At 36.8% G+C, this 23,846-nt stretch carries 18 protein-coding genes; 8 read left to right on the top strand and 10 right to left on the bottom strand.

What is annotated here, in order from left to right:
- Window positions 1-3 precede the first annotated feature (3 nt).
- The gene (locus D017_RS05150; RefSeq protein ID WP_035335057.1) at window positions 4-795 is read left to right on the top strand and encodes a universal stress protein; all 792 of its coding nucleotides are present in this window, start codon (window positions 4-6) and stop codon (window positions 793-795) included.
- 152 nt (window positions 796-947) lie between these two features.
- Here the strand turns inward: D017_RS05150 and D017_RS05145 are convergent, their stop codons facing one another.
- The 5 genes from D017_RS05145 to D017_RS05125 form a co-directional block, all read right to left on the bottom strand.
- A complete protein-coding gene (locus D017_RS05145) occupies window positions 948-3,644 on the bottom strand; it encodes a PD-(D/E)XK nuclease family protein (RefSeq protein ID WP_035335056.1) in 2,697 nt (898 codons plus the stop codon).
- Window positions 3,645-3,707: 63 nt separating this feature from the next.
- The gene (locus D017_RS05140) at window positions 3,708-5,120 is read right to left on the bottom strand and encodes an OmpA family protein (protein WP_035335055.1); all 1,413 of its coding nucleotides are present in this window, start codon (window positions 5,118-5,120) and stop codon (window positions 3,708-3,710) included.
- A gap of 119 nt (window positions 5,121-5,239) precedes the next feature.
- Entirely contained in the window at window positions 5,240-6,433 is a 1,194-nt protein-coding gene (gene kbl, locus D017_RS05135; RefSeq protein WP_035335054.1) for a glycine C-acetyltransferase, read from the bottom strand.
- 23 nt (window positions 6,434-6,456) lie between these two features.
- Window positions 6,457-9,597 carry a UvrD-helicase domain-containing protein gene (locus D017_RS05130; RefSeq protein ID WP_035335053.1) on the bottom strand — a complete coding sequence of 1,047 codons (3,141 nt, stop codon included), beginning with the start codon at window positions 9,595-9,597 and terminating at the stop codon, window positions 6,457-6,459.
- Between the two features lie 73 nt (window positions 9,598-9,670).
- A complete protein-coding gene (locus tag D017_RS05125) occupies window positions 9,671-11,188 on the bottom strand; it encodes a hypothetical protein (protein WP_035335052.1) in 1,518 nt (505 codons plus the stop codon).
- Between the two features lie 199 nt (window positions 11,189-11,387).
- On the opposite strand from D017_RS05125, the gene D017_RS05120 reads away from it, so the two are divergent.
- Window positions 11,388-11,996, top strand: coding sequence for a superoxide dismutase (locus D017_RS05120; RefSeq protein WP_035335051.1), 609 nt, complete (start codon window positions 11,388-11,390; stop codon window positions 11,994-11,996).
- A 526-nt stretch (window positions 11,997-12,522) separates the two neighbouring features.
- Here D017_RS05120 and D017_RS05115 read toward each other — a convergent pair.
- The 4 genes from D017_RS05115 to D017_RS05100 all read right to left on the bottom strand — a co-directional run bounded on the left by D017_RS05115 (window position 12,523) and on the right by D017_RS05100 (window position 16,837).
- The gene (locus D017_RS05115) at window positions 12,523-14,421 is read right to left on the bottom strand and encodes an amidophosphoribosyltransferase (protein ID WP_035335050.1); all 1,899 of its coding nucleotides are present in this window, start codon (window positions 14,419-14,421) and stop codon (window positions 12,523-12,525) included.
- 42 nt (window positions 14,422-14,463) lie between these two features.
- The gene (locus D017_RS05110; protein WP_035335049.1) at window positions 14,464-15,396 is read right to left on the bottom strand and encodes a PfkB family carbohydrate kinase; all 933 of its coding nucleotides are present in this window, start codon (window positions 15,394-15,396) and stop codon (window positions 14,464-14,466) included.
- A gap of 207 nt (window positions 15,397-15,603) precedes the next feature.
- Window positions 15,604-16,239: a ribonuclease H family protein gene (locus tag D017_RS05105; protein WP_035338013.1), complete on the bottom strand. Its 636-nt coding sequence runs from the start codon at window positions 16,237-16,239 to the stop codon at window positions 15,604-15,606.
- 4 nt (window positions 16,240-16,243) lie between these two features.
- Window positions 16,244-16,837, bottom strand: a complete 594-nt coding sequence (locus D017_RS05100; protein WP_035335048.1) for a phosphoribosylglycinamide formyltransferase — start codon at window positions 16,835-16,837, stop codon at window positions 16,244-16,246.
- Between the two features lie 177 nt (window positions 16,838-17,014).
- On the opposite strand from D017_RS05100, the gene D017_RS05095 reads away from it, so the two are divergent.
- From D017_RS05095 to pyk, 6 genes are all read left to right on the top strand, one after another.
- Complete coding sequence (locus D017_RS05095; protein WP_013750595.1) at window positions 17,015-17,248, top strand: acyl carrier protein; 234 nt, start codon at window positions 17,015-17,017, stop codon at window positions 17,246-17,248.
- A 10-nt stretch (window positions 17,249-17,258) separates the two neighbouring features.
- On the top strand, window positions 17,259-18,512 hold the full coding sequence (gene fabF / locus D017_RS05090; RefSeq protein ID WP_035335047.1) for a beta-ketoacyl-ACP synthase II: 1,254 nt from the start codon (window positions 17,259-17,261) through the stop codon (window positions 18,510-18,512).
- Window positions 18,513-18,520: 8 nt separating this feature from the next.
- Entirely contained in the window at window positions 18,521-19,258 is a 738-nt protein-coding gene (rnc, locus tag D017_RS05085) for a ribonuclease III (RefSeq protein ID WP_035335046.1), read from the top strand.
- A 91-nt stretch (window positions 19,259-19,349) separates the two neighbouring features.
- Window positions 19,350-20,984: a HAMP domain-containing sensor histidine kinase gene (locus D017_RS05080; protein ID WP_035335045.1), complete on the top strand. Its 1,635-nt coding sequence runs from the start codon at window positions 19,350-19,352 to the stop codon at window positions 20,982-20,984.
- Window positions 20,985-21,104: 120 nt separating this feature from the next.
- Complete coding sequence (locus D017_RS05075; protein WP_262485447.1) at window positions 21,105-21,566, top strand: IPExxxVDY family protein; 462 nt, start codon at window positions 21,105-21,107, stop codon at window positions 21,564-21,566.
- On the top strand, window positions 21,566-22,993 hold the full coding sequence (pyk, locus tag D017_RS05070; protein WP_035335043.1) for a pyruvate kinase: 1,428 nt from the start codon (window positions 21,566-21,568) through the stop codon (window positions 22,991-22,993). The genes D017_RS05075 and pyk overlap by 1 nt, the downstream gene beginning before the upstream one ends.
- 63 nt (window positions 22,994-23,056) lie before the next feature.
- On the opposite strand, the gene D017_RS05065 is transcribed toward pyk, so the two are convergent.
- Window positions 23,057-23,809, bottom strand: coding sequence for an SH3 domain-containing protein (locus D017_RS05065; RefSeq protein ID WP_035335042.1), 753 nt, complete (start codon window positions 23,807-23,809; stop codon window positions 23,057-23,059).
- Between the last annotated feature and the right edge of the window lie 37 nt (window positions 23,810-23,846).

The following is a 23,846-nucleotide window of genomic DNA, read 5'->3' as shown; positions in this document are numbered from 1 at the left end:
AGTATGAAAAATATTCTCGTTCCAATAGGTTCTTCAGACAGCGCTTTTAATACGCTTCAATATGCAATAGATCTTGCACAAGAGATTGATGCAAATGTGTATGCGATATCAGTCTTTCAAGAGTTTTCTAAAGCAGGTAGTGCTTCAAAGCTAAATACTGTTATTAAAGAAGAGTCAGAAAGCAGGCTCGAGAAGGTTGTAAATGGAGTAGATCATAAAGGAGTATCTGTAGTTGCTCACCCTATTAAAGGTGGTGTGATAGAAGGCGTAGAGCGCTTTAATAAACACGTACCGGTAGATCTTATGGTGTTATCACCACGCAGTAACTCTGTGCGTGATGAGGTCTATCTAGGTAACATGACAGGGAAGCTTGTAAAAGGAACTGATATTGCGGTACTGGTAGTACCAGAAAATGAAAAATTTAAGGAGCCTTCTAATATTTTAATGGCTTTTAAAAATGGAAAGTTTGATAAAAAACGTCATTTAGAACCATTGAGAAAGCTTCAAAAGCATTTTGGGACAGAGCTTCACTTGTTGCACGTGGAAACTCCAGAATCTGACGAAGCTATGAAAGAAGTATCTGATGATCTTAAAAAAATGAGTGCGTCTTATAAAAACACAACAAATGCAACTACTTATCAAGGAGTGCTAGAGCACTTCCAGTCTGTAGAGCCAGATATGTTATGTGTTGTGCGTAGAAAACGTGGTTTCTTTAAAAAACTTTGGGAGAAAAATGTGGTCTTAAAAAAGGAGTTTTTTACAACAAAACCACTTCTTATTTTAAGAGTACAATAATATAGATGAGGATTAGCTTATTTGGCTAGAGGCGACCAGTTCTAATCTGGTATTCTTCACCAAGATATAAAGGCATTTACAGGATTTCTGTAAATGCCTTTTTTATTTGCGATATTGTTGATTTTTATGCTTTCGCGAAAGCATAACACCCCTTATACCTCCCGTTGTGTAAACGGAATTTCTGGATTGAGTATCTCTGCTATGAGTGATTTTAAAACTCCTTCAAACTCCAGAAGTGTATCTTCTGTGACCTGCTCATTTTTATTATACCTAAATGGAAGATATCCCGACTGTAAATTTTTGAAAGATATGATACCAACGCTTACTGGAAAATCAAGCGGTTTTTTCTTGTTAAGCATATAGGCATACATCAAGACCTGAAAGGCTTTTTCAAACTTACCTTCTGGCAATAGTAAATCATCAAAGGCAGACAGGTTTAAATCCTTCTGTACTACTTTTCCGGTTTTATAATCTACGATGTTGAGATTGTTATTGCGTTGTTCTACTAAGTCTACTTTTCCTCTCAAAAATATATCTTCTGCAAGCTGTATGTTTCTTAAATCATCTTCTACAGATTTAATAATCACCGTATCGCCGTTTTTGAGGAGTCCTTTTTCTCTTTTGAGGTAATTCTCTACATAGCGGGTAACTATCGCGTAGACAATCTTATTTTTACCCTCAGTGATATGATTAAGTCCATATACCAATTTAAATTGATTGCGAACTTCCCCCTCTATCATTGTAAGTAATTCTTCAATGATGGTAACAGTTAATTGTTGCCCTATGTGTGGTTTGTATAATTCTTCAAGTGTATTATGAACGATTGTACCCATAGTATTTGCCGCCACAGTTTCTTCAACTTCATTACTTGAATTGATACCAAGAACATATCGTTCATAAAACACGATAGGATCTCTCAAGTAGGTCGTGAGAGCAGAGGGTGAAATACCTTTTTTAAATAAGTTCTTGAGCGAATCAATAATTGCTGTGTCCTTAGGAATATGAGGCAATCGTTCTTCAATCTTAATGGTAGTTGGAGTAACGACGTGTTTTTTTATACTGTGTATACCTTCCTCTTCTATTTGTCTAATAAATCTACTTTTCTCACTGCTTCCTAGCCCAGTACTATGTGTGGTGTATAATAAATCTACAGCGCTAGCCCTGTGTAATAAATGATAGAAGTGATACGCATAAACCGCATCCTTCTCTGAGTAGGTAGGTAAATTATAGAGTATTTTTAAATCATACGGGATATATGAATTTTGACTTTTTCCAGAAGGTAATATTCCCTCATTAACAGAGGTTATAATTACATGCTTATAATCTAATACCCTTGACTCTAATACACCCATAATCTGAAGACCTTGCTCAGGATCACCACGCAAGTCTATGGTTTCTGAAGATAATATTTCTCTGTAGAAGTGTATAAACGTTGGTATATCTTTAATGTGGTCTTGTGTATCCATGAGCTGCTTGAGCTTATTAAATGCCACGTAAAAACCATAAATGTATTCTAGTTGTAGAGTGTTGTTGCCAGTATCAAATAATGCCCTCAGTGCTTCTATGATACGTATGCAGTTTGTTACTGCATCTTTAGGATTTTCACTCCAAGTTTTAAATAGCAAATTAAAAACAGGATCTGCGCTATCACTGCTAAGCTGAGCAAGTTGTGCAACACTAATAAATATAAGATTATTTGTAATAATCCCTTGTTCTAAATGCTCAGTTTGCGACCCTAGTAATGCAGCAGATAATGGATTGCGAAGAATATTTAAAATATCCTTAAAATAATAACCATTTATATGAGGATTCTTTTTTAAGGTAATAAGCTGGTCAAAAAAGGAAGCTGTAGGTGTTTTACTCAAAGGTAACCCCATAGTAATATTCACCTTTTGTACAGTACGCGGCAAGGCATTGAGTATTGGTAATAGAAGAGATTCTTCGCCCAGTACAATGGCCGTGTTAGATAGTTCTTGATCTGATATTTTTGCAAGAATTGTTCCTAATGTTTTGGCTTGCAAAATATCTTGTGAGCATGCGTATGTAGTAATATTTTTTTGAGCACTATAATTATCAAAGGTCCAGTTAAAAGGATTTGAGCTATAGTAAGTCCACTTAGATTTATAGTTTTTTACAAACGAGTTAGTCTCATGAAAAGGATTGTTTAAAAAAGTTTTCTCAGTATCCCAATAAATTTCTGCGTTGCCTTCTGAAAGCAAGGCCTGAATAAGTTGTTGTTCAGCAGTATTTAAAGCGTTGAATCCTATAAACACATGTCTAACATTGGTTGATGAATGAATATAGTGCTCTATAGTCTCTACCGCTTGTCTATAAACATAACCTTGATGTACAGAGCCTTTATCTAATGATTTTGAACAAAAGACCGTATAGATATCAAATAAGCTATTCCAAAAATCAATATAGTTGAGTACTAATTCATTTTTTGAGGAAGACCAGTGATCAGATAGTTCTTTAATATCTTTAAGATGATTAAATACTTCTGACTGATTTAAGAGAAATCTGTCTATCTCGTTGAAGTCACTTAAAATGGACTGAGCCCATCCACAGAACGTCTGGAAATCGGCAAGCTTTTCCTTACCCACAACTTCTTTATAACTTTCAAAGAGGATGAAAATTAAGTCAATATTACTAGCAGATTTTAAACCAGTAACATGACCAATAAATTCCTCTATTGAAAAAACTTTAGGAGCAAACGAAGTGGTAATCGCTCGAGAAGCTATTTTTTTAGTTAGGGTGTTCCCTGCACGCCGGCTAGGAAGAATATAAATGATATTCTCGTTTTTAGAACCTTGTTCTTTATCAAGTACTACGTCAATAAAAGTTTGCATAGTCTAAAATAAAAAATGCCTCGCAATTGCGAGGCATTTTTAAGATTATAAAAATCTTATTTTCTATTGCTCAAGAATAGAAAGCTCAACACGTCTGTTTTCTTGACGTCCTGCAGCAGTTTTATTTGAAGCAACTGGTCTAGCTTCACCAAATCCTTTAGACTCTAAACGAGACGCTGGGATTCCTTTTCCGGTTAAGTAGCTTCTTACTGAAGCTGCTCTCTGATCAGAAAGGTTTAAGTTATAAGCATCACGTCCTCTATCATCAGTGTGACCTTCGATAAGGAAACGAGTTGTTGGGTATTCCATCATTACTGATGCTACTTTATCAAGAGTCGCATAAGATTCAGTTCTGATTGATGCTTTGTTGTAATCAAAAAGTACTTTTTTAGTTTCTACGTTTAGCTCGTTAAGAACTTCAACAGATACTTCAGGACATCCGTTATTTGCTACAGTTCCTGCAACATCTGGACATTCATCATCTTTGTCAAGTACACCGTCACCATCTTTATCTTCAAAAGGACATCCGTTGTTTGAACGTGGTCCAGCTTCATTAGGACAAGCATCATCAGCATCTTTGATTCCGTCACCATCAGCATCAGGACAACCACCTAAAGCAGCGATTCCAGCAACAGTAGGACAAGCATCCTTAGGATCAGGGATTCCGTCACCATCAGTATCAGGACAACCGTCAAACTCAGCTAAACCAGCAACAGTAGGACAAGCATCTTTAGAATCTTCGATACCATCTCCATCAGAATCAGGACAACCGTTAAATTCAGGTAAACCTGCAACTTCTGGACAAGCATCATCTTTGTCGTATATACCATCTCCATCAGTATCTTTTCCTCCGAAAACAATACCTACAGCAGCAACGTGTTGGAAGTGCTTAATACCATCATCTTCAAAAGCATGCTTATATTTAGATTGTAATCCAAGGTTCAGGTTTTCACTTAACCATATTTTTACACCAGCAGCAGCATTTGCCGTTCCAAATCCATCAAGGTTACCATCAAGAGTACTTTCTACCCAAGTATAACCAGCACCTACAGAAAGGGTTGGGTCAAACCATCCACCTTCACCGTTGATAAGATCTCTTAAGCTATAAGAGAAATCTCCATCAGCACCGTAATACTGTAGTTCATTTCTAGGTCTTGCATCACCTAATTTTTCAATTCTGTTAATTGAACCAGAAACGCCAAAAGCGAATCCATCTCCTAAGTAACGCGATACATTAATGTAAGAAATAGATGGAAGAATATTCCAGTGATCTTCTACATTATAAAATTCTTCAAAAAGGTTTCCTCGTAACCCTCCTGGACCTGGCGTGTCTGCGGCATCTCCAACTGGAAATGTGTCAACAGCGTTAACTCCGATAGAGAAAGCCCAAGGGTTGTTTGCGTCTTGTGCATTTACTGATGATCCTATAGCAAGAATCATAAGTGCTGCAACTAAAAATCTGCTAAGATGTTTCATTGTTTAGTCTTAAATTTAAGTGTTAATTATCGTCAAAAGTAAGTTGTTAAAATTAATCAACAAAGGTAAATGTACTAAATTTTTCCTAATAGCCCTTGTTTACAAGGGCTGCGGCCATATTAAACCACTTTTAATGCTTTACCAACCTTAGTAAATGCTTTGATAGCGGTATCTAGATGTTCGATTGTATGTGCAGCACTTAGCTGTACTCTTATTCTAGCTTTTCCCTTAGGAACTACTGGGAAGAAAAACCCTATTACATAAATTCCTTCTTCTAATAATGCATCAGCCATGTTTTGAGATAGCTGGGCATCATAAAGCATAACAGGCACAATAGCCGAATCTCCATCTATAATATCAAAACCAGCATCTTTCATCCCCTTTTTGAAATATGCAGTATTTTCTGCTAGCTTATCCCTGAGTGAAGTGTCTTTTTCTAGCATATCAAACACCTTGATAGAAGCGCCTACAATTGCTGGAGCAAGAGAGTTTGAAAATAAATAAGGACGGCTACGCTGGCGCAGTATTTCTATCACTTCTTTCTTTGCTGTAGTATATCCACCCATAGCACCTCCAAGCGCCTTTCCTAAAGTTCCAGTGATGATGTCTATCCTTCCTAATACACCTTTTTCTTCAAGAGTACCTATACCGCGATCGCCTATAAATCCAGTTGCGTGACATTCATCTATCATTACTAGGGCATCATATTTATCTGCTAGATCGCAAATCTGGTGTAATGGCGCAACAAGCCCGTCCATGGAGAACACACCATCTGTTACAATGATTTTATGACGAGCGCCATTATCATTTGCTTTTTTAAGCTGCTCTTCAAGATCTGCCATGTCATTATTTGCATAACGATATCTTGCAGCTTTACAAAGTCTTACACCGTCTATAATAGAAGCGTGGTTGAGTGAGTCAGAGATTATAGCATCTTCTGCACCTAGTAGTGGTTCAAAAACTCCACCATTTGCATCAAAGGCCGCTGCATACAGAATTGTATCCTCTGTCCCGTAAAATTTAGCAATGCGTTGTTCTAGTTCTTTGTGAATATCTTGAGTACCACATATAAATCGCACAGAGCTCATACCAAAGCCATGTGTATCCATAGTATCTTTGGCAGCTTGTATTACCTCTGGATGTGAAGAAAGGCCTAAGTAATTATTTGCACAAAAGTTAATTACCTTTTCTCCTGTAGAAATAGTGATCACCGCATCCTGTGCAGATGTGATGATACGTTCTTTTTTATATAGTCCTGCCTCTTTAATTTCAGCAAGTTCTTTTTGTAAATATTGTTGAATATTACCGTACATGTGTTTGATTTTTTACAAAGGTATTAAACAGATATTACATCTACAGTGGCGTCTATATATACTAGAAACTTATTAGCCACTTTAAAACCCATTTCTTCATATAGTGCTCCATACATAGCGACTTGTTTACTGTGTGATGGATTGTGCATTCCTGTTTTGTAATCTATAATGGTGGTATCACCATTAGGCAATACAACAACTCTATCAGGTATATAAAACGAACCATCGCTAGATAAAATCATACGCTCGTTATAAACTGTATTTTGATCTTGATAATAATCTATTAGTTGGGAGTGAGTGGTTATATTCTGGATGACATTACTTATAGTTTCATAACCTTCCTCAGGAACAACACCTTGCTTTACCGCATCTTCTAGTACATGCTGGATATCTGTATGACTGTTAATCTGAGCCATGAGCTCATGGATGAGGTTACCATATGTAATGGCATTTTGTTTTTGCTCATCCCATAAAAAAGTGGCCTGAGTGATTATTTGGATACCTAGCTCTTCTTTTGAGGTAGAGATAATTGAAGGGACAAATGATGTGTAATCCGTCTTTTTGTTTTCTTTCTTTGCAGGTGTAATCTGCCCGAAAGTGTAGGCCTGTTGATCTTCATTCCATAAGTTATTCTGTTTGAGATAATCTATAAACAAGTCACTGTAGTTATTTATTTTTTCTTTGCTTTCGCGAAAGCGTGATAACACATACAATCGTTCTGCGGCTCTTGTGAGTGCAACGTATAAGACATTAATAGTGTCAAATTGCTGTTCATTATTTCTCGTTTCATATAGCGTTTCACCAGCTTCGCCAAAATCTTTAAGAGCACTATTATGTGGAATCATCAACGTTTTAAAACCTTCAAATGCTGGATCATCAATAGGGTACCATTGATGTTCTCCTCGTACTCTATATAAATCTGAACTTGCATAAGGGTAGATAACAATAGGAAACTCTAATCCTTTAGATTTATGAATGGTCATGGTCTGTACAGCGCTATCCTGCTCTGGAGCAACAATACTTGACTTCTCTTTCTTTTCCTCCCAAAATTCTAAAAATCCAAGTATCCCGCCAGTTTTACTTTGTGAGTAACCATAAGCTAGATCTAGGTAAGCAACCACATATGCATCAGAGATTGCTGTGAGATTAAAGGATCTAATTATAGACTCTAGATATTCATAAAGAGGCAACGTTTGAAGATAGTCAATGTGTACATAGACATCAAATTGCTGTAAATGTTCAATGAACTCTAAAAACGTACAAGAGGTATTGGTACTATAAAATGTGTGTGTGTCTTCTACATTATAATAAGTTGCCAAAAAGTAGAGTACAGGTAGTCTATTTTCTATTTGACTAGGGTAGGAGAGCATTGTTGCAAATGCATGAATAAACTGTACTGTGCTAGAGTTTGAGATAAGCAAGCTCTCAGAAGAGACAACTTCTACATTTGCCTCTTGAAGGGCAGTTGCTATTAATGAGCCATCTATATTATTTCTCGTAAGTATACAAATGTCACTATGCAAGTAGCCTTGGCTAGTAGCTTCATTTATTATTTCAATAATGCGGGCAGGATATATTTCATTTGCCTCTTCTTTATTATCATACTCTAAAAACTCAAGAGAGACAAAGCCGCCTGTGTTGCTATTAGTTTGTTGTGAGTTGTCTTTATAATAAATTTCGCGGTATAACTCGTTGTTAAAATGATTCGAGATATGTGTAAAAAACTGATTATTAAAGTTTATAATTTCGGCGCTACTTCTATAGTTAGTCTCTAGACGGTCTATGGTTGCTGGGGTTGAGAAGGGGTTTATTTGATTACTCAACGCTATAAATTGCTCTGCTTCTCCTCCTCTCCATCTATAGATCGCTTGCTTAGGGTCTCCTACAAGTAATAGGGAATTGGCAACAGTATCTTCTGCCTCACTACTTATGGTGTTATCTATAAGTGGGATTAAATTGCCCCATTGCATTACCGAAGTATCTTGAAACTCGTCTATAAAGTAGTTTGTATATCGCTCGCCAAGTCTTTCATATAAAAAAGCGGCTGGCTGATCTTTGAGTGACTGAGCAATAAGTGCATTAAAATCTGAGATGAGTAATACATTTTCATCTTCCTTTATAAGTTCCAGCTCTTTCTTGATTAAGTGTAACACAGAGAGTGGAATAATCTTAGATCTAAAAGATTGTAACATACTTTGCTTAGAAGCAAGTTCCTTAAGCTTTAGGAAGGTGGCTATAAAATGATCTCTATGCCCATCAATAGTAGCTTTGATATGGTCTTTTTGAGTCTTTGTGTAAAAGGTGTAAGACGTAATGTTATCTTTATATGCCGACCCTGTATACGCAAGCCCTTGTACACCATTTGCAACTTGAAGCATGAATTTATAAAAATAGCCTCTCGCAAAACTTTTTTGATCTAGCCCGAGTTCATGAATCAATGCTATGAGATCTCCTCCTAGCTGTTTTTGTGCTGATACAAGTGACTTAATTTGATTATGTAAATAGCTGGTTAATGATTCAAAATCTGCAAGAGACTTGTCTTCAATGAGTTCTAATGCTTTGAGGTCGTTTTCATTATGTAATAAATTTGCTATTTCTAGTAAATCTCGAGCAATGTCCCAGCTCTTATCATCATCTGCTTTTTCTAAAGCAAAATTTATTAGAACTTTAGTAACCTCATCGTCTATACCCACCTTTGCAATGAGTGCATCTACTGCTTGGGCATTGAGTGTTTTTTGATCTAAAGAGACCTCAAAGCTACCAGAGATATTTAGATCTTTGGCAAAAGTGCGTATGATTCTATGAGTAAGAGTATCTATCGTTACAATATCAAAGGCAGCATAATTGTGTAGTATGCGATTGAGTATTTCTTTAGACTTTTTTATTACAGCATCCTCAGGCAACCCACTAGATGAAACTAGGTCGTCTAGCATGTCTGGTTTTTTAGTGCCAGGCTCATAATGACCTATATTCTTGAGCGTGTCTAGCACACGATTTTTCATTTCTGCCACTGCCTTATTTGTAAAAGTAATAGCAAGAAGATGTCTAAACTTATTGGCATCATTACTCTTGAGAAGAGTAGTAATATATTGCTTTACTAGACTGTATGTTTTTCCAGATCCCGCAGAAGCATTAAGTACGATAAACGTATTTGTTTCGGTCATAATACTAAGATAGGAAAAGCTACCTCGAATGAGGTAGCTTTAGATATTTTAAGTACTGTTTTTTGTTTTTGTATTAGTTGAGATTAGCAACTAGAATACTATTAGGAGTAGGAGTGGTGGTATCATTATCGTTATCTAAATTATCTCCATATAAAATATAGATTTTATTGTTGAATACAGTCATTCCATGTATTGTTTCTAAGTCTTCTGGAGTTCCTTGTAGATTGGTTGATATTTCTTCTAGCACACCTGTTTCCGTATCGTAATAGGCTAGAAAGTGATCTCTTCCTGTAATATTTCCAGCATCATCTCTAATATCACTTTTACCTGCTATGTATATGAGGTTTTGATATTTACTCACAAAACTATAGTCTATCGATTCAGGTAGGTTTGAAGTTTCAATGACACCACTTTCAAGATCGATTGTATATATAGAATTAGTTCCATTGCCATCTGGAAAACTTGTAAGGCCTCCAAATACATAAAGTTTATTATTAACAATAGTCCCACGAGCGCCAAATCGATTTTCTGGTAATGTTGCCACTTCTGTAGTTGTCCCATCTCCTATATCAAATTTGAAAACCTTATCTGCATCTACGGGATTACCATTCTCATCAACATTAAGATCACCCCCTATGAAATAAGCATTATTCTCTTGAACGGCAAGACCAAAACGAGTAAGACGTTTGCCATGCGCAATGGATGTTGGTGTGTCAGATAAATCTAAAGGATAGTAATTTACATATTGCCCACCCATAACAACTAAGGTGTTGTTAATAATGTGCAGTTGTTTTGAAACAAAGTCAGATTGATCAAAAGTAGATTGTGTGCTTAGACCTGTGTCAACATCAAACTTTACAATGCTTTCGGTTGTACCAAAATCTATATTTTCCCTAGTAGCTATAAAAAAACTATTATCGCTATAAGATCCTATCATCCCAGGTGCACAACAAACTACACTATTAGAGTTGTAAGTAAATGCAGGTGTAAATGTTAGGCCATCTGCGGGAGGCGCGATATAATCACTTGATGTTTTAATTTTCAGTATGAATGTCAAGGTTTCCGAAGTGTTTCTCATTCCACTTGAAGAAAGAGTCCCTTTTATAGTGTTTTGATCAACTACCTCAAAAATAAGATCCCCATCTAATGCCGTAATATTTACACTACTACCTTCATCAAATGTAAACTGGGTATTTACAGGGGCTTTGTAAAAGTCTAATAGAGTTTCTTGTGATGTAGTTCCAGTTAATTCAATAGCATTTCCTGGTCTCCATTCTAAATTTCCATTAGAAGTGTTTCCAGAAAAGATAAATTCATCATCGACAACATTAAAGTTAGATGACACTTCGATTGTTCCAGAGGCATTATCAATCGAAGCCTCTGTAATGCGCCATACTTGCTCAGATCCATTGGTTAATGTAATAATCGTCTCTTCTTGTTCTTCTTGCAATGTCGCTTCACTGTCATCTGTAGGGTCGGCTTGATCTGTGTCATCTGTTAATACAGGTGGTTCCTGCTCATCATTACTACAAGCTATAATAAATGTAAAGCTTAATAAGCATAATAATATATTTGTCCTAAAGTTAAACATAGCAATTTGGTTTTTAGATGGTTATACATTCGGAAATATAGGAAAATAATTCTGCGGAGGAGTCGCACCACTATTATATTTTTTTGCTTTCGCGAAAGCAAAACCTAACTTTTATAAGAAATCTATAACATAAAGAGTAGCATACTTTATGTAACTTTGTTAAAATCTGAAAAGAAGTTTAACCAAAAACGAAAAAGAAATGTCATTTACGTTACCAGAATTACCATATGCTAAGGATGCACTAGAGCCTAATATAGACGCAAAAACAATGGAGATACACCACGGGAAGCATCACGCTGGTTACACTTCAAAGCTTAATGCTGCTATCGAAGGAACTGACCTTAGCGGAAAGACAATAGAAAATATACTTATAAACCTAGATATGTCTAACACTGCTGTTCGTAACAACGGTGGAGGTTTTTACAACCACAGACTTTTTTGGGAAGTAATGTCACCAGACGGTGGAGGAGAACCTACGGGAGAACTTGCTGAGGCAATAAATGCTGCCTACGGAAACTTTGAATCTTTTAAAGATAAATTCTCATCTGCAGCAGGAGGACAGTTTGGTTCAGGATGGGCTTGGCTTTGTGTACACGAAGGCGGAAAAGTTGAAGTATGCTCAACTCCTAATCAGGATAACCCACTAATGCCTAAAGTAGGATGTGGAGGGTTCCCTATCCTAGGACTTGATGTATGGGAGCATGCATATTACTTAAACTATCAAAACAGACGTCCAGATTATGTAAACGCATTTTTTAATGTGATTAATTGGGAAAAAGTGTCTGCACTATATGCTCAGAACAAATAAGAAATAACTCTTGTTTTAAATCTCAAAGCCCACTTTTATAGTGGGCTTTTTTTATGCAAGAAAATGTAAGTAAATTCTTTCTCTAATTTTTGTATCTATTTTTATCACATGTTTTTAATGACATGGAATTATAGTGTTAAAATCAATAATTAACTATTCAATATGATACGAAGTAAAGTGAGTTTTAGTGTAGCTTATTTGATGATAATAACTAATTAACAATAACATAGAATAAATTGAATTGAATGAGTAATTTTTCAATCAAAACTTAATTACTTTAAAGATTGTAATTGAAGCTTAACGGTTAGGTCATAAAACGCTAAAAATCGGACATAAAAAAAGGTGGAAAGATCCACCTTTTTTTGCCCCAAATCTACCATGAACTTAACCTACTTATGCTATGGCAATGCTAATATAAGAGGGTTTTACTAAATGGCAGTATGTTTTAGACCAAAGGCGTAAATTTTAGATGAAATACACAATTATTTTGTAAATTGTGATATCATTAAGAACAAAAGCTTGTCTTTTAGTAGGCTCTCTCTTTGTTTCCTTCTACGTAATTTATGAAGGCTTTGTTTACAACGCGGTTACCTCCAGCTGTAGGGTAGTCTCCAGTAAAGTACCAATCTCCAAGATTTTCTGGGCAGGCTTTATGTAAGTTTTCTACAGTTTGATAGATGATATCTACTTCTGTTTGAACTGAGCTATCAGTTAGTAGCTCTGCTATCTTTTTAGAGATTTCCTTCTGTTCAAAAGGAGCATAAATATCTTTAACGTGATTTGTTACATCTTTATCATCTAGATCTACTTGCGCCTTACATTTTTCATAAACCTCCTGTATGATACTCTCGTTATCATTTTCTTTTAGTAATGCTATTGCAGCTCTAAAAGCAATAAAATCTTCAAGGCGAGCCATGTCAATACCGTAGCAATCTGGATATCGTATTTGAGGGGCACTAGATACAACAATAATTTTGGCTGGATTCAAACGTGCCATCATCTTGATGATACTCTTTTTGAGCGTTGTGCCACGCACGATACTATCATCTATAATGACGAGCTTGTCTTCTGGTTTTATAACACCGTAGGTTACATCATAAACGTGTGCTACTAGATCATCACGACTACTATCTTCTGTGATAAATGTACGGAGCTTAGCATCTTTTATAGCAATCTTCTCTGTGCGCAAGCGCTGTGAGAGAATTTCTGTAAGTTCGCTCTCATTGAGATTACCCTTGGCAGCAAGTATCTTTTCTCCTTTTTGCTTATTAAGTTCGTCTTGAGCAGCCTCTACAAGACCGTAAAACGAAGTCTCAGCCGTATTGGGAATAAATGAGAACACAGAGTTCCTTGTGTCATGATTTATGCTTTCAAGTACTCGAGGCATTAATAAACGCCCAAGCATTTTGCGCTCTTTGTAAATTTCTGCATCAGAACCTCTAGAGAAGTAAATACGCTCAAAGGAACAAGCCTTACGTTCTAATGGTTCTATAATTTGCTGTATAGTCAGTGTGCCATTCTTTTTAATGATTACAGCAGCCCCTGGATCTAATTCCTTTACTTCATCAAAAGGCACATTAAACGCTGTTTGAATCACGGGACGCTCACTAGCAACCACCGCTACTTCGTCGTTTTCAAAATAATATGCAGGTCTTATTCCTGCAGGATCTCTTAAAACAAAAGCATCACCATGACCTAAAAGTCCAGCCATTGCATAACCACCATCCCAATCTTTTGAAGCTCTTCTAAGTATTTTGCCTACTTTAAGTCTTTCTGCTATTTGAGGAGAGGCTTGTTGTTTATTAAATCCTTCCTTTTTTAGTTTCTTGTAAAGTTTTCCAACTTCATCATCCAGAAAATGGCCTATTTTTTCCATCACTGTAATGGTGTCTGCCTGCTCTTTTGGGTGTTGTCCTAAAGAAACCAACTTATCAAAAAGCTGATTTACATTAGTCATATTAAAGTTACCTGCAACGATAAGGTTACGGTGCATCCAGTTATTTTGACGCAAGAAAGGGTGAACGCTCTCAACGCTGTTTTTTCCAAAGGTTCCATAACGTACGTGACCTAGTAATAACTCTCCTATGTAAGGAACATTACTCTTCTGCCAGGCTACATCATCCTTCTTGTCAGGATTTGCCGTCATAAGCTCGTTTATACGACCATTAATCTCTGCAAAAATATCTTGTATAGGCTGTTGCGCTGTAGATCGCTGTCTAGATATATAGCGTTGCCCTGGAGCGACATCTAGTTTTATACTAGCAAAACCAGCACCATCCTGACCACGATTGTGCTGCTTTTCCATCATTAAGTACATCTTATTTACTCCGTAAAAAGCAGTACCGTATTTTTCTTTGTAAAATTCAAGTGGTTTTTTTAGTCTTATTACTGCAATACCACATTCATGCTTGATAGCGTCACTCATAGTTTGTAAAAACAAAAGCGCTCCAAAAATGGAGCGCAGGAATTAGTTGTTTATGTTTATGTCAAATTGCACAAGGTTTTTAAACTGATGCAGTCTTTCTTTTATTTCTTCTGGTGTTACAGATTGTAAACGCTCTGTTCCAAATTTTTCTACCGTAAAGGAGGCTAGGCATGAGCCATAAATAAGAGCCGTCTTCATAGTTTCAAAAGAAGTGTCTCCTGCTTGAGCTATATAGCCAGCAAATCCTCCAGCAAAGGTGTCTCCAGCTCCCGTAGGGTCAAAAACATCTGCAAGGGGTAATGCAGGGGCAAAAAACATATTGTCTCCTTCAAAAATAAGAGCTCCATGTTCTCCTTTCTTTATAACTACATACTTAGGTCCCATCTCGTGGATTTTCTTTGCAGCAGTTACAAGTGAGTACTCTCCACTTAACTGGCGAGCTTCCTCATCATTTATCGTGATAACATCTACTTTTTTGAGCGTAGTTTTAAGCTCATCAAGTGCGATATCCATCCAGAAGTTCATTGTGTCTAGTATGACAAGCTTAGGTTTTACTTCCATTTGCTCGATAACACTAAGCTGTACTTGCGGCTGTAAGTTACCTAGCATTACAATAGGTGCTTCCTTATGTGAAGCAGGAACCTTAGGAGAAAAATCTGCTAGTACATTAAGTTCTGTAGCAAGTGTATCTCTAGAGTTCATATCATTGTGATACTTACCACTCCAGAAAAATGTTTTACCACCTTTTACAACTTCTATACCGTCTGTGTTAATTCCTCTTTCTGCAAGGAAATCAAGATACTCTTGAGGGAAGTCATCACCTACAACGGCAACAATGGCTGGATCAACATTATCAAACTGTGCCGCAGCCAGTCCTATATAAGGAGAGGCTCCTCCTATAATTTTATCTGTTTTTCCAAAAGGTGTCTCTATTGCATCAAATGCACAAGAACCAACAATAACCAATTTACTCATCTATAATTTTTGTGCAAATATACGGTTTTGAATGTTTGACAACTCAAATTTAGAGTGACCGCTTTCGCGAAAATTTTAAATTAAATTATGCAAATAAACTGGCAATAAAACTTTTTATAGCATCCCAGTTTTTGATAACTAGCATTGTAAGGAAAGCCGAAATTGCTATTGTGTAAATTCTCTTTTTTTCTCTTTTCATACTGACACTTATTTCCTCCCAAAATCTGCTGGGATTTCGCCCCAGGCTTTGGTTTCCCACTTCACAATCGTAGTTACGTAGGTGTTTGTTTTAAGCCACTGCTCTGCGCGCGCGATGAGCTCAAATACATCTTTATTTTTTGGGCTTTGCTTGAGGTTGGTCTTGCAATGTTTCTTCTTTACCCAGCCTATTGCTATTCGGGAGTCACTATATATAAGACGGTCACTACCTATCTTTTTTAAATAAGCCAGCCCATGTACAAGCGCAAGAAACTCTCCTATATTGTTAGTTCCCTGCTTAAAAGGCCCTTGGTGAAAGAGTTGTTTTACCGTTTGAGTATCTACCCCGCGATATTCCATGATGCCTGGATTACCAGAACTTGCGGCATCTACAGCAATAGAGTAGAGGTTGGGGAAGCCATATTTGGCTTTTTCTTCGGCGGTGAGTACTTTTTTCTTTTTTGAAGAGCCTTTAAAGTCGTTATAGTCTCCGTTATATGCGTTTTTTGCTTTGGCAAAGGTTTCAAAACTCTTGTATTTTGCGCCGGCATAACCATCTATCATCTTCTTGCACTCCTTCCAAGACTCATAGATTCCAGGTTTTTTACCTTCCCAGACTACATAGAATTTTTTTGTTTTTGCCATCTCTCTAAGATAAGAATTCTGCAATCACCTCTGGAAAATGCGTGTATTCTAGTTGGTGTATTTTTTCGGCAATTCCTTCTGGAGTGTCTTCTTGGCTTACTTCAACTTTGGCTTGAAATAAGAAATCTCCTTTGTCATATTCTGGCGTTACTTTATGTATGGTGATGCCTGTATATATTTTTTGAGAAGGATTTTTATCGTGTTGCGCTTTCGCGAAAGCGTAAACAGCCTCATGTACATTCATGCCATACATGCCTTTTCCTCCAAAATCTGGGAGCAACGCTGGGTGAATATTTATAACCTTATCTGGAAACGCCGAAATTATTTTTTCTGGAAATAGCCATAAAAAACCTGCCAAAATGATGACATCTGGTTGTGTAGCCTTAAGAAGGTGGAGTACATCATCACCTTTATAGAACGCTTTTCTGTTAAAACTAAACGCAGCAACATCAAGGACTGAAGCTCTTTGAAGTACTTTGGCACGAGGGTTGTTACTAAGTACTTGCACAACTTGTGCATCCGTACGATCCTGGAAAAACTCTATAATACGCTGGGCATTTGTACCGTTACCCGAGGCAAAAATCACAATTCGTTTCATTTTTCTTGTTGCTGTTGTGGGTGCGAAATAAAGAAATATTAGTAACTATTTGAAGGTTATGGAAAGGAACTTATTTTATATTTCCGTAAATTACCTTCACATTTTTGAGTTGCAAACTTGTTTAACGGTAAAGTTTGTTATTTTTGCGACTTAAATAAAAATTTAAATTAGAAAATTATGTCAGACATTGCATCAAGAGTAAAAGCGATTATCGTAGACAAATTAGGAGTAGACGAAAACGAAGTTGTAACGGAAGCGAGCTTCACAAACGACCTAGGCGCTGATTCACTAGACACAGTGGAACTCATTATGGAGTTTGAAAAAGAATTTGATATCCAGATTCCAGACGATCAAGCAGAAAATATTGCGACAGTAGGTCAAGCAGTATCTTATATAGAAGAGGCAAAATAAGTCTTTATTTATGGAGTTAAAGCGAGTAGTAGTTACCGGACTTGGTGCACTTACCCCGATAGGAAATAATATTCAGGATTACTGGGAAGGACTTTCTACAGGGAAAAGCGGGTGCGCGCCCATCACCTATTTTGATGCAGAAAAGTTTAAAACGAAGTTTGCTTGTGAACTTAAAAACTTTGACGCTCTCGACTTCTTTGATAGGAAAGAAGCTCGAAAGCTCGATAGATTTGCTCAGTATGCACTGGTAGCTTCAGATGAAGCTATCAGTGATGCGGGCATTGATCTTGACTCTGTTGATAAATTTAGGGTTGGGGTTATATGGGGAGCCGGTATAGGTGGTCTGGAAACATTCCAGAATGAAGTCCTCAACTTTGGTGCTGGAGATGGCACGCCTAGATTTAATCCTTTCTTTATACCTAAGATGATTGCAGATATTGCTCCTGGTAATATCTCTATCAAGCATGGCTTTATGGGACCTAACTATACGACGGTTTCTGCTTGTGCTTCTTCGGCAAATGCGATGATAGATGCTTTAAACTATATACGTTTAGGCCATTGTGATATTATCGTTACTGGTGGAAGTGAAGCTGCGGTAACGCAGGCTGGTATGGGTGGATTTAATGCGATGCACGCATTATCTACTAGAAATGAAGATCTAGAGACTGCTTCAAGACCCTTTGATGCAACCAGAGATGGTTTTGTATTAGGAGAAGGAAGTGGTGCACTTATCTTAGAAGAGTATGAACACGCTAAGGCACGTGGTGCCAAAATTTATGCAGAAGTTCTAGGTGGAGGAATGTCTAGTGATGCTCATCACATGACAGCACCGCACCCAGACGGTATAGGTGTAGAACGTGTAATGCTTAACTGTTTACGTGATGCAGGACTTAATCCAGAAGATGTAGATCACATCAACACGCATGGAACGTCAACTCCTCTAGGAGATGTAGCAGAGCTAAAGGCTATCAAAAAAGTTTTTGGTGAACACGCAAAAGAAATAAATATTAATTCTACTAAGTCTATGACTGGACACCTTCTTGGTGCTGCGGGAGCTGTAGAGTCTATTGCTGCTATCCTTGCGATGCAACATAGCCTTGTCCCTCCTACAATCAATCATACTACAGTAGATGAAAATATAGATCCCTCTTTTAACTTAACGCTTAATAAAGCGCAAAAGAGAGAAGTAAACGTGGCAATGAGTAACACTTTCGGTTTTGGAGGTCACAATGCATGCGTACTATTTAAAAAACTTGACGCTTAAATTAATAGATGAGCGCATTTAAAAAAATATTTAACTCTCGTACTGAAAAGAACGGGAGTTTTTTTATGCGAATGCACGCCATCATAGGCTTTAAACCTAAGGAGATAAGGTACTATGAGAAAGCATTTACACACCGCTCACTAGGTCTTAAAAAAGCAGATGGTAATCCTCTCAATTATGAGCGATTAGAGTTTCTAGGAGACGCAATGCTGGGATCTGTAATAGCAGCGCACCTCTTTGATGCGGTTCAAGGCGGTAATGAAGGATATTTAACAAAGATGAGATCTAAGGTAGTAAGCCGAAAGCATCTTAACGAGTTAGGTAGAGAGCTCAATCTTGTGAGGTATGTGAGAGCAAGTATACCCTTAGATAATTTTGGTGTTAATATTCACGGTAATCTTTTTGAAGCTTTAGTAGGAGCTATATACCTTGATCGAGGTTATAAATATTGCGAGAAGTTTATAGCTAAGCGTGTTATAGAGCCCTATGTAGATATAGAGAAGCTTGAGGGCCGTATTATTAGTTACAAGAGTGTACTGATAGAATGGTGCCAAAAGGAAAAGCGCACCTTTAAGTTTGAAACTTTTGAAGATACTGGTCAAGACACTGTAAAGCATTTTGGAGTAAAGCTTTTTATAGATGGTAACGTTGTTGCAAAAGCGCGTGCCACAAGTAAGAAAAAGGCAGAAGAGATAGCTTCAAAACGCACTTTCTATGCTTTTCAACGAGAAATTGAAACTCAATAGCTGAGATTTTTAATTGATTTTACTACATTAGCTTTTTAATCATCTTTTTCCCCTAGAAGATTAAAGATTAGAGTCTTAGGGCTCCACCTTTATGTCAGTCAAATTTCCAAAGAGATACTATCTCGTTTTTACATTTCTCGCACTCATTACGGCCATCGCTGTCTATTGGGGAGCATCTCGTATCATAGAACAAGAGGAAGTTGCACGCACACTTAATCTAGAAAGAGCAAATACAGAAGCAGCAAAGGAATTTAAAGAAGCTCTTAACAATTATGCAACTCTAATTTCTGGAGTTAAAAGCTATATTGAAATATCTAATGGTCGCTTTACTGAGGAAGACATTTCGTCATTTATAGAGCGGCAATTAGGTGGACTTACCATGGAGCGCCCTTTTAGTGTTTCATATATTGATACAAGCCACATATTTATTTTTGATTTTACTATGCAACCAGTACCTAACGCTCAGTTAGTGGGTACTTCTATTGGTGAAATTATAGGAAAAGAAGGAATGTTAAGGATGGATTCTTTAATGCTTAAGACAGATTTTTATGCATCAGATCCTACAAATTTATTAGAAGGTAGGGTAGGACTTCCATTAGGTTTTGGTGTTTTGGACAGCTTTGGGAACTCGATAGGATACATTACGAGTATTGCAGAGTTTGCACCTATATTAGATAAAGCATATGTTCATAGTAACAAAGATGATTTTGTCTTTAAGTTTAAGAGTAGCAACGGCAATTATTTTGATCGTAGTAGAGCCCATAATGGTCAAAAAATATACTCCGTAAATGAGGATCCAGAATATTTCAAGAACTTTGATATAGATAAAAAAGAGTATATCTCTAGTGTTGTACCTTTTTACAATAAGGAATTTATACTAAGTACTGCTTATAAGAAGCCATCGCAAGGCTTTCTAGCACTCGGAGTTACTTCGTGTTTGTGGTATCTAGCCATCTTAGGATTTATGTTTTTTCTAATAAGCCAGTATTACTTATACGAGCGTAAAAACAAAATTATTGCTTCGCAAAAAGTTCAACTATCAGAATTAGTAGGCACAAAAAATAAGTTTTTTTCAATCATAGCTCACGACCTTCGAGGACCGTTATCTTCTGTTATAAATTTTTTAGACGTTTTAAAAGGTGAACATAAAAACAATAATCAAACCACAGCTATAATAAACTCCCTAGAGGATTCCAGCCGAAATAGCATTACACTACTTGATAACCTTCTGAAATGGTCAAAACTTCAAACAGATCAAGTTGTATTTGTTCCTGTTGCATTAGATATTATGTCTTTAACAAAAGATCAAATTAAAATACAAAAGCATGCTCTTGAAGTAAAAGGTCTTAACATACGTTTAGAATCCAGCTTTAAAGGAGAAGTTGTGGGGGATAAGAATATGGTGGCAACTATTATTAGAAATTTACTCTCTAATGCGATTAAATTTTCTCATGATAACGACATCATAGTCATTGAGCTTACAAGGCTAGAAAATAAATTTGTCTTTAGCATTGAGGATAATGGAATAGGGATTCCAGAATTTGATAAGCAACGTCTCTTTGATATCACTCAAATCACAAGTCGGGTGGGTACTAGAAATGAGAAAGGATCAGGTTTAGGCCTTGTTCTTGCTAGTGAGTATCTCAAGGCTCATAAAGGAGAATTACATGTGGAAAGTGAAGACGGCAAGGGAACACTCGCGACTTTCACATTACCTTTAAAATAAATATTTTACAATTTCTAGCGAAAACGTTTACGTAACTTTAATACCTCTTACGTATTCCTTCGGATGCTTCTTTGTATCTTTCTAACTTGCTTAGACGTTATGGGAATGTATAAAATTCTTTTGGAAGACTCCATTGGTTATGACTTTACGCTCATAGCTATTCACGGTTCATTGGAGCCATATTATTTGGCATATTTACTCAATAAGAATCTTGGGCTAAGACTATTTCGTTCTCGTGAAGATCTAATCATTGGTAATCGAGAAGAAGAGGCAAGCTATCCTTTTTTTGAGTTTAATGACGAACGTCAGTACGTAGATTACTATGTATTATCAAATAAAACAAAGATAGAGGTAGAAGCAAAAGCTGTTGCAGGTCTTTTTGAATCAGAAAAGACACTCAAGACTACCTACTTTATTCCTGAGATGCCCCAAGTAGATTATTTTATAAAAGTTGTTGAGGATGGTAACGCTTTCGCGAAAGCTAAAGCACTTAAAATCCTCAATCAAATATCACATATAGTAACCGCTTATGAAGTAGACGTAAGCTCGTTAAAAAATAAAGAACACTTAATTTTTGAATAATGCAGAAAAGAAAAAAAACCAAGATAGTTGCAACCCTAGGGCCAGCAACTAGTAAGCGACAAGTATTGCTAGACATGATGAATGCAGGAGTAGATGTATTCCGCATTAACTTTTCACATGCAGACTATGAAGATGTTAAGGAGCGTGTAGCCATGATACGTGAATTGAGCGAAGAGACGGGGTACAACACGTCTATACTAGCAGATTTACAGGGCCCAAAGCTTAGAGTAGGTAAAATGAAAGAAGAGGTAATCGTAAATCCTGGAGATATTATAACCTTTTCTACAGAAAGTGAATTTGAAGGAACAAAGGAGCGTGTTTATATGAACTATAAGCAGTTTCCTAAAGATGTTAAGCCTGGTGAGCGCATATTACTTGATGATGGAAAACTTATGTTTGAGGTTCTCAAGACAGATGGTAAAACTGAGGTAGAAGCAAAAGTTATTCAAGGAGGACCATTACGTTCTAAAAAAGGAGTAAACTTACCTAATACAGATATTTCACTACCTGCACTTACTAAAAAAGATGTAAAAGACGCCATTTTTGCACTGGGGCTTAAGGTAGACTGGATGGCACTTTCATTTGTAAGACATGCAGAAGACTTGCAACAATTACAAGAGTTAATTAAAAAGCATTCTGATCATAAAGTACCAATTATTGCAAAAATTGAGAAGCCAGAAGCTGTAGAAAATATAGATAAGATTGTAGCTTATTGTGACGCTTTAATGGTGGCGCGTGGAGATCTAGGTGTAGAAATTCCTGCACATGAGGTACCACTAGTTCAAAAGCAATTAGTACTACGCGCCAAAAGAGCAAGAATACCAGTAATCATTGCTACACAAATGATGGAGACTATGATATCAAGCCTTACACCTACTCGTGCTGAGGTAAATGATGTCGCAAATTCTGTTATGGATGGAGCAGATGCAGTGATGCTTTCTGGAGAAACTTCTGTGGGGCAATACCCAGTGCAGGTAATTGAGAAAATGGCTTCTATATGTCGCAATGTAGAAGACTCAGATCTTATAAAGGTACCGCAAGCTCCACCACATATTAAGACTAAGCGATATATCACTAAAGCGATATGTTATCACGCAGCCCACATGGCAGATGAGATAGATGCAAAAGCAATTACTACTCTAACAAATAGTGGTTATACAGCATTCCAAATCTCTGCCTGGAGACCATCATCCCATATTCTCGTATTTACATCAAACAAGCGTATACTCACACAGCTTAATCTATTGTGGGGTGTAAAAGCATTGTTTTATGACAAATTTGTAAGCACAGATGAGACGGTAGAAGATATAAGACAACTGGCTTTAAATACTGAGCTAGTAGCTAAAGGTGATATGCTTATCAACTTAGTTGCCATGCCACTTCTTGAAAAAGGAATGGTAAACACACTCCGTGTCTCTGAGGTATAATTTCTGTACTAAATATTAAAAAAGGGGAGCCATTGGCTCCCCTTTTTTAATATTTAATGAGATTTACGAGGATATTTCCTCTTCTGTAACAACGTAAGCATTATCAGACTGTTTGATCACGACAGTGCGCTTATAATCTCTTAATGAGTAAGAGTAGGTGATATTTTCTACTTCACCTTTTGGGGTTACCTTAACAGTAAGCTCATCTGTTTGTGTACGAGCTCTTTTATTACCATTTGTGATAGTGATTGTTTCTTTTGTATTTGAAAGGTCAGGATGTAATCCTTTAGGAAGATTAAAAAGACGCTGAGAAATTTGATATGCTTCACTCCAGTTTTTAGCAGGAAGTTCTAGTGTTGTAGTCATTCCATAGTCTTTACCCTTTTTATTGGCTTTCTTTACTACTTTAATAGGGCGTTCTGGGGTGCTTATGCGGTTTATGTATGCTTGTAGGTCTTCATTGGACTGTGGTGGAGCAAGCGATGTTAAATAGCCATTAAAAGCAAAACCTGTTGCACCTTGATAATTGATTTCAACCATCTCACCTGTAATCCCATCTACGGTCATTACTGTGTGTTCTGGCTTACTTACAAGAGTGACTTGTGCACCATATGGAAGCGTGAGAATTTTTTTTGAAGTTAGATTTGTTCCAGATCTTAATGATAAACCAGAAGACGTATTCACATAAAAGTGAGTTGGAGTTGCAATTGCAAGTGTTTCTTGAGTAGATAAGTCACTTTTATTTTTATTTGAAGTGTCACAGCTCAAAGAGACAGCTACACAAGTTACGGCGAGGATGATGGTGTTGATTTTCATGATGAATGATTTTTAGATTAAACATTTATCAGTAGGA

Source organism: Dokdonia sp. PRO95, from assembly GCF_000355805.1.
In the GTDB taxonomy this organism is placed as follows: Bacteria; Bacteroidota; Bacteroidia; order Flavobacteriales; family Flavobacteriaceae; genus Dokdonia.
Note: the sequence above shows the minus strand (reverse complement) of the source record. Positions and strands in the feature narration are given on the sequence as shown.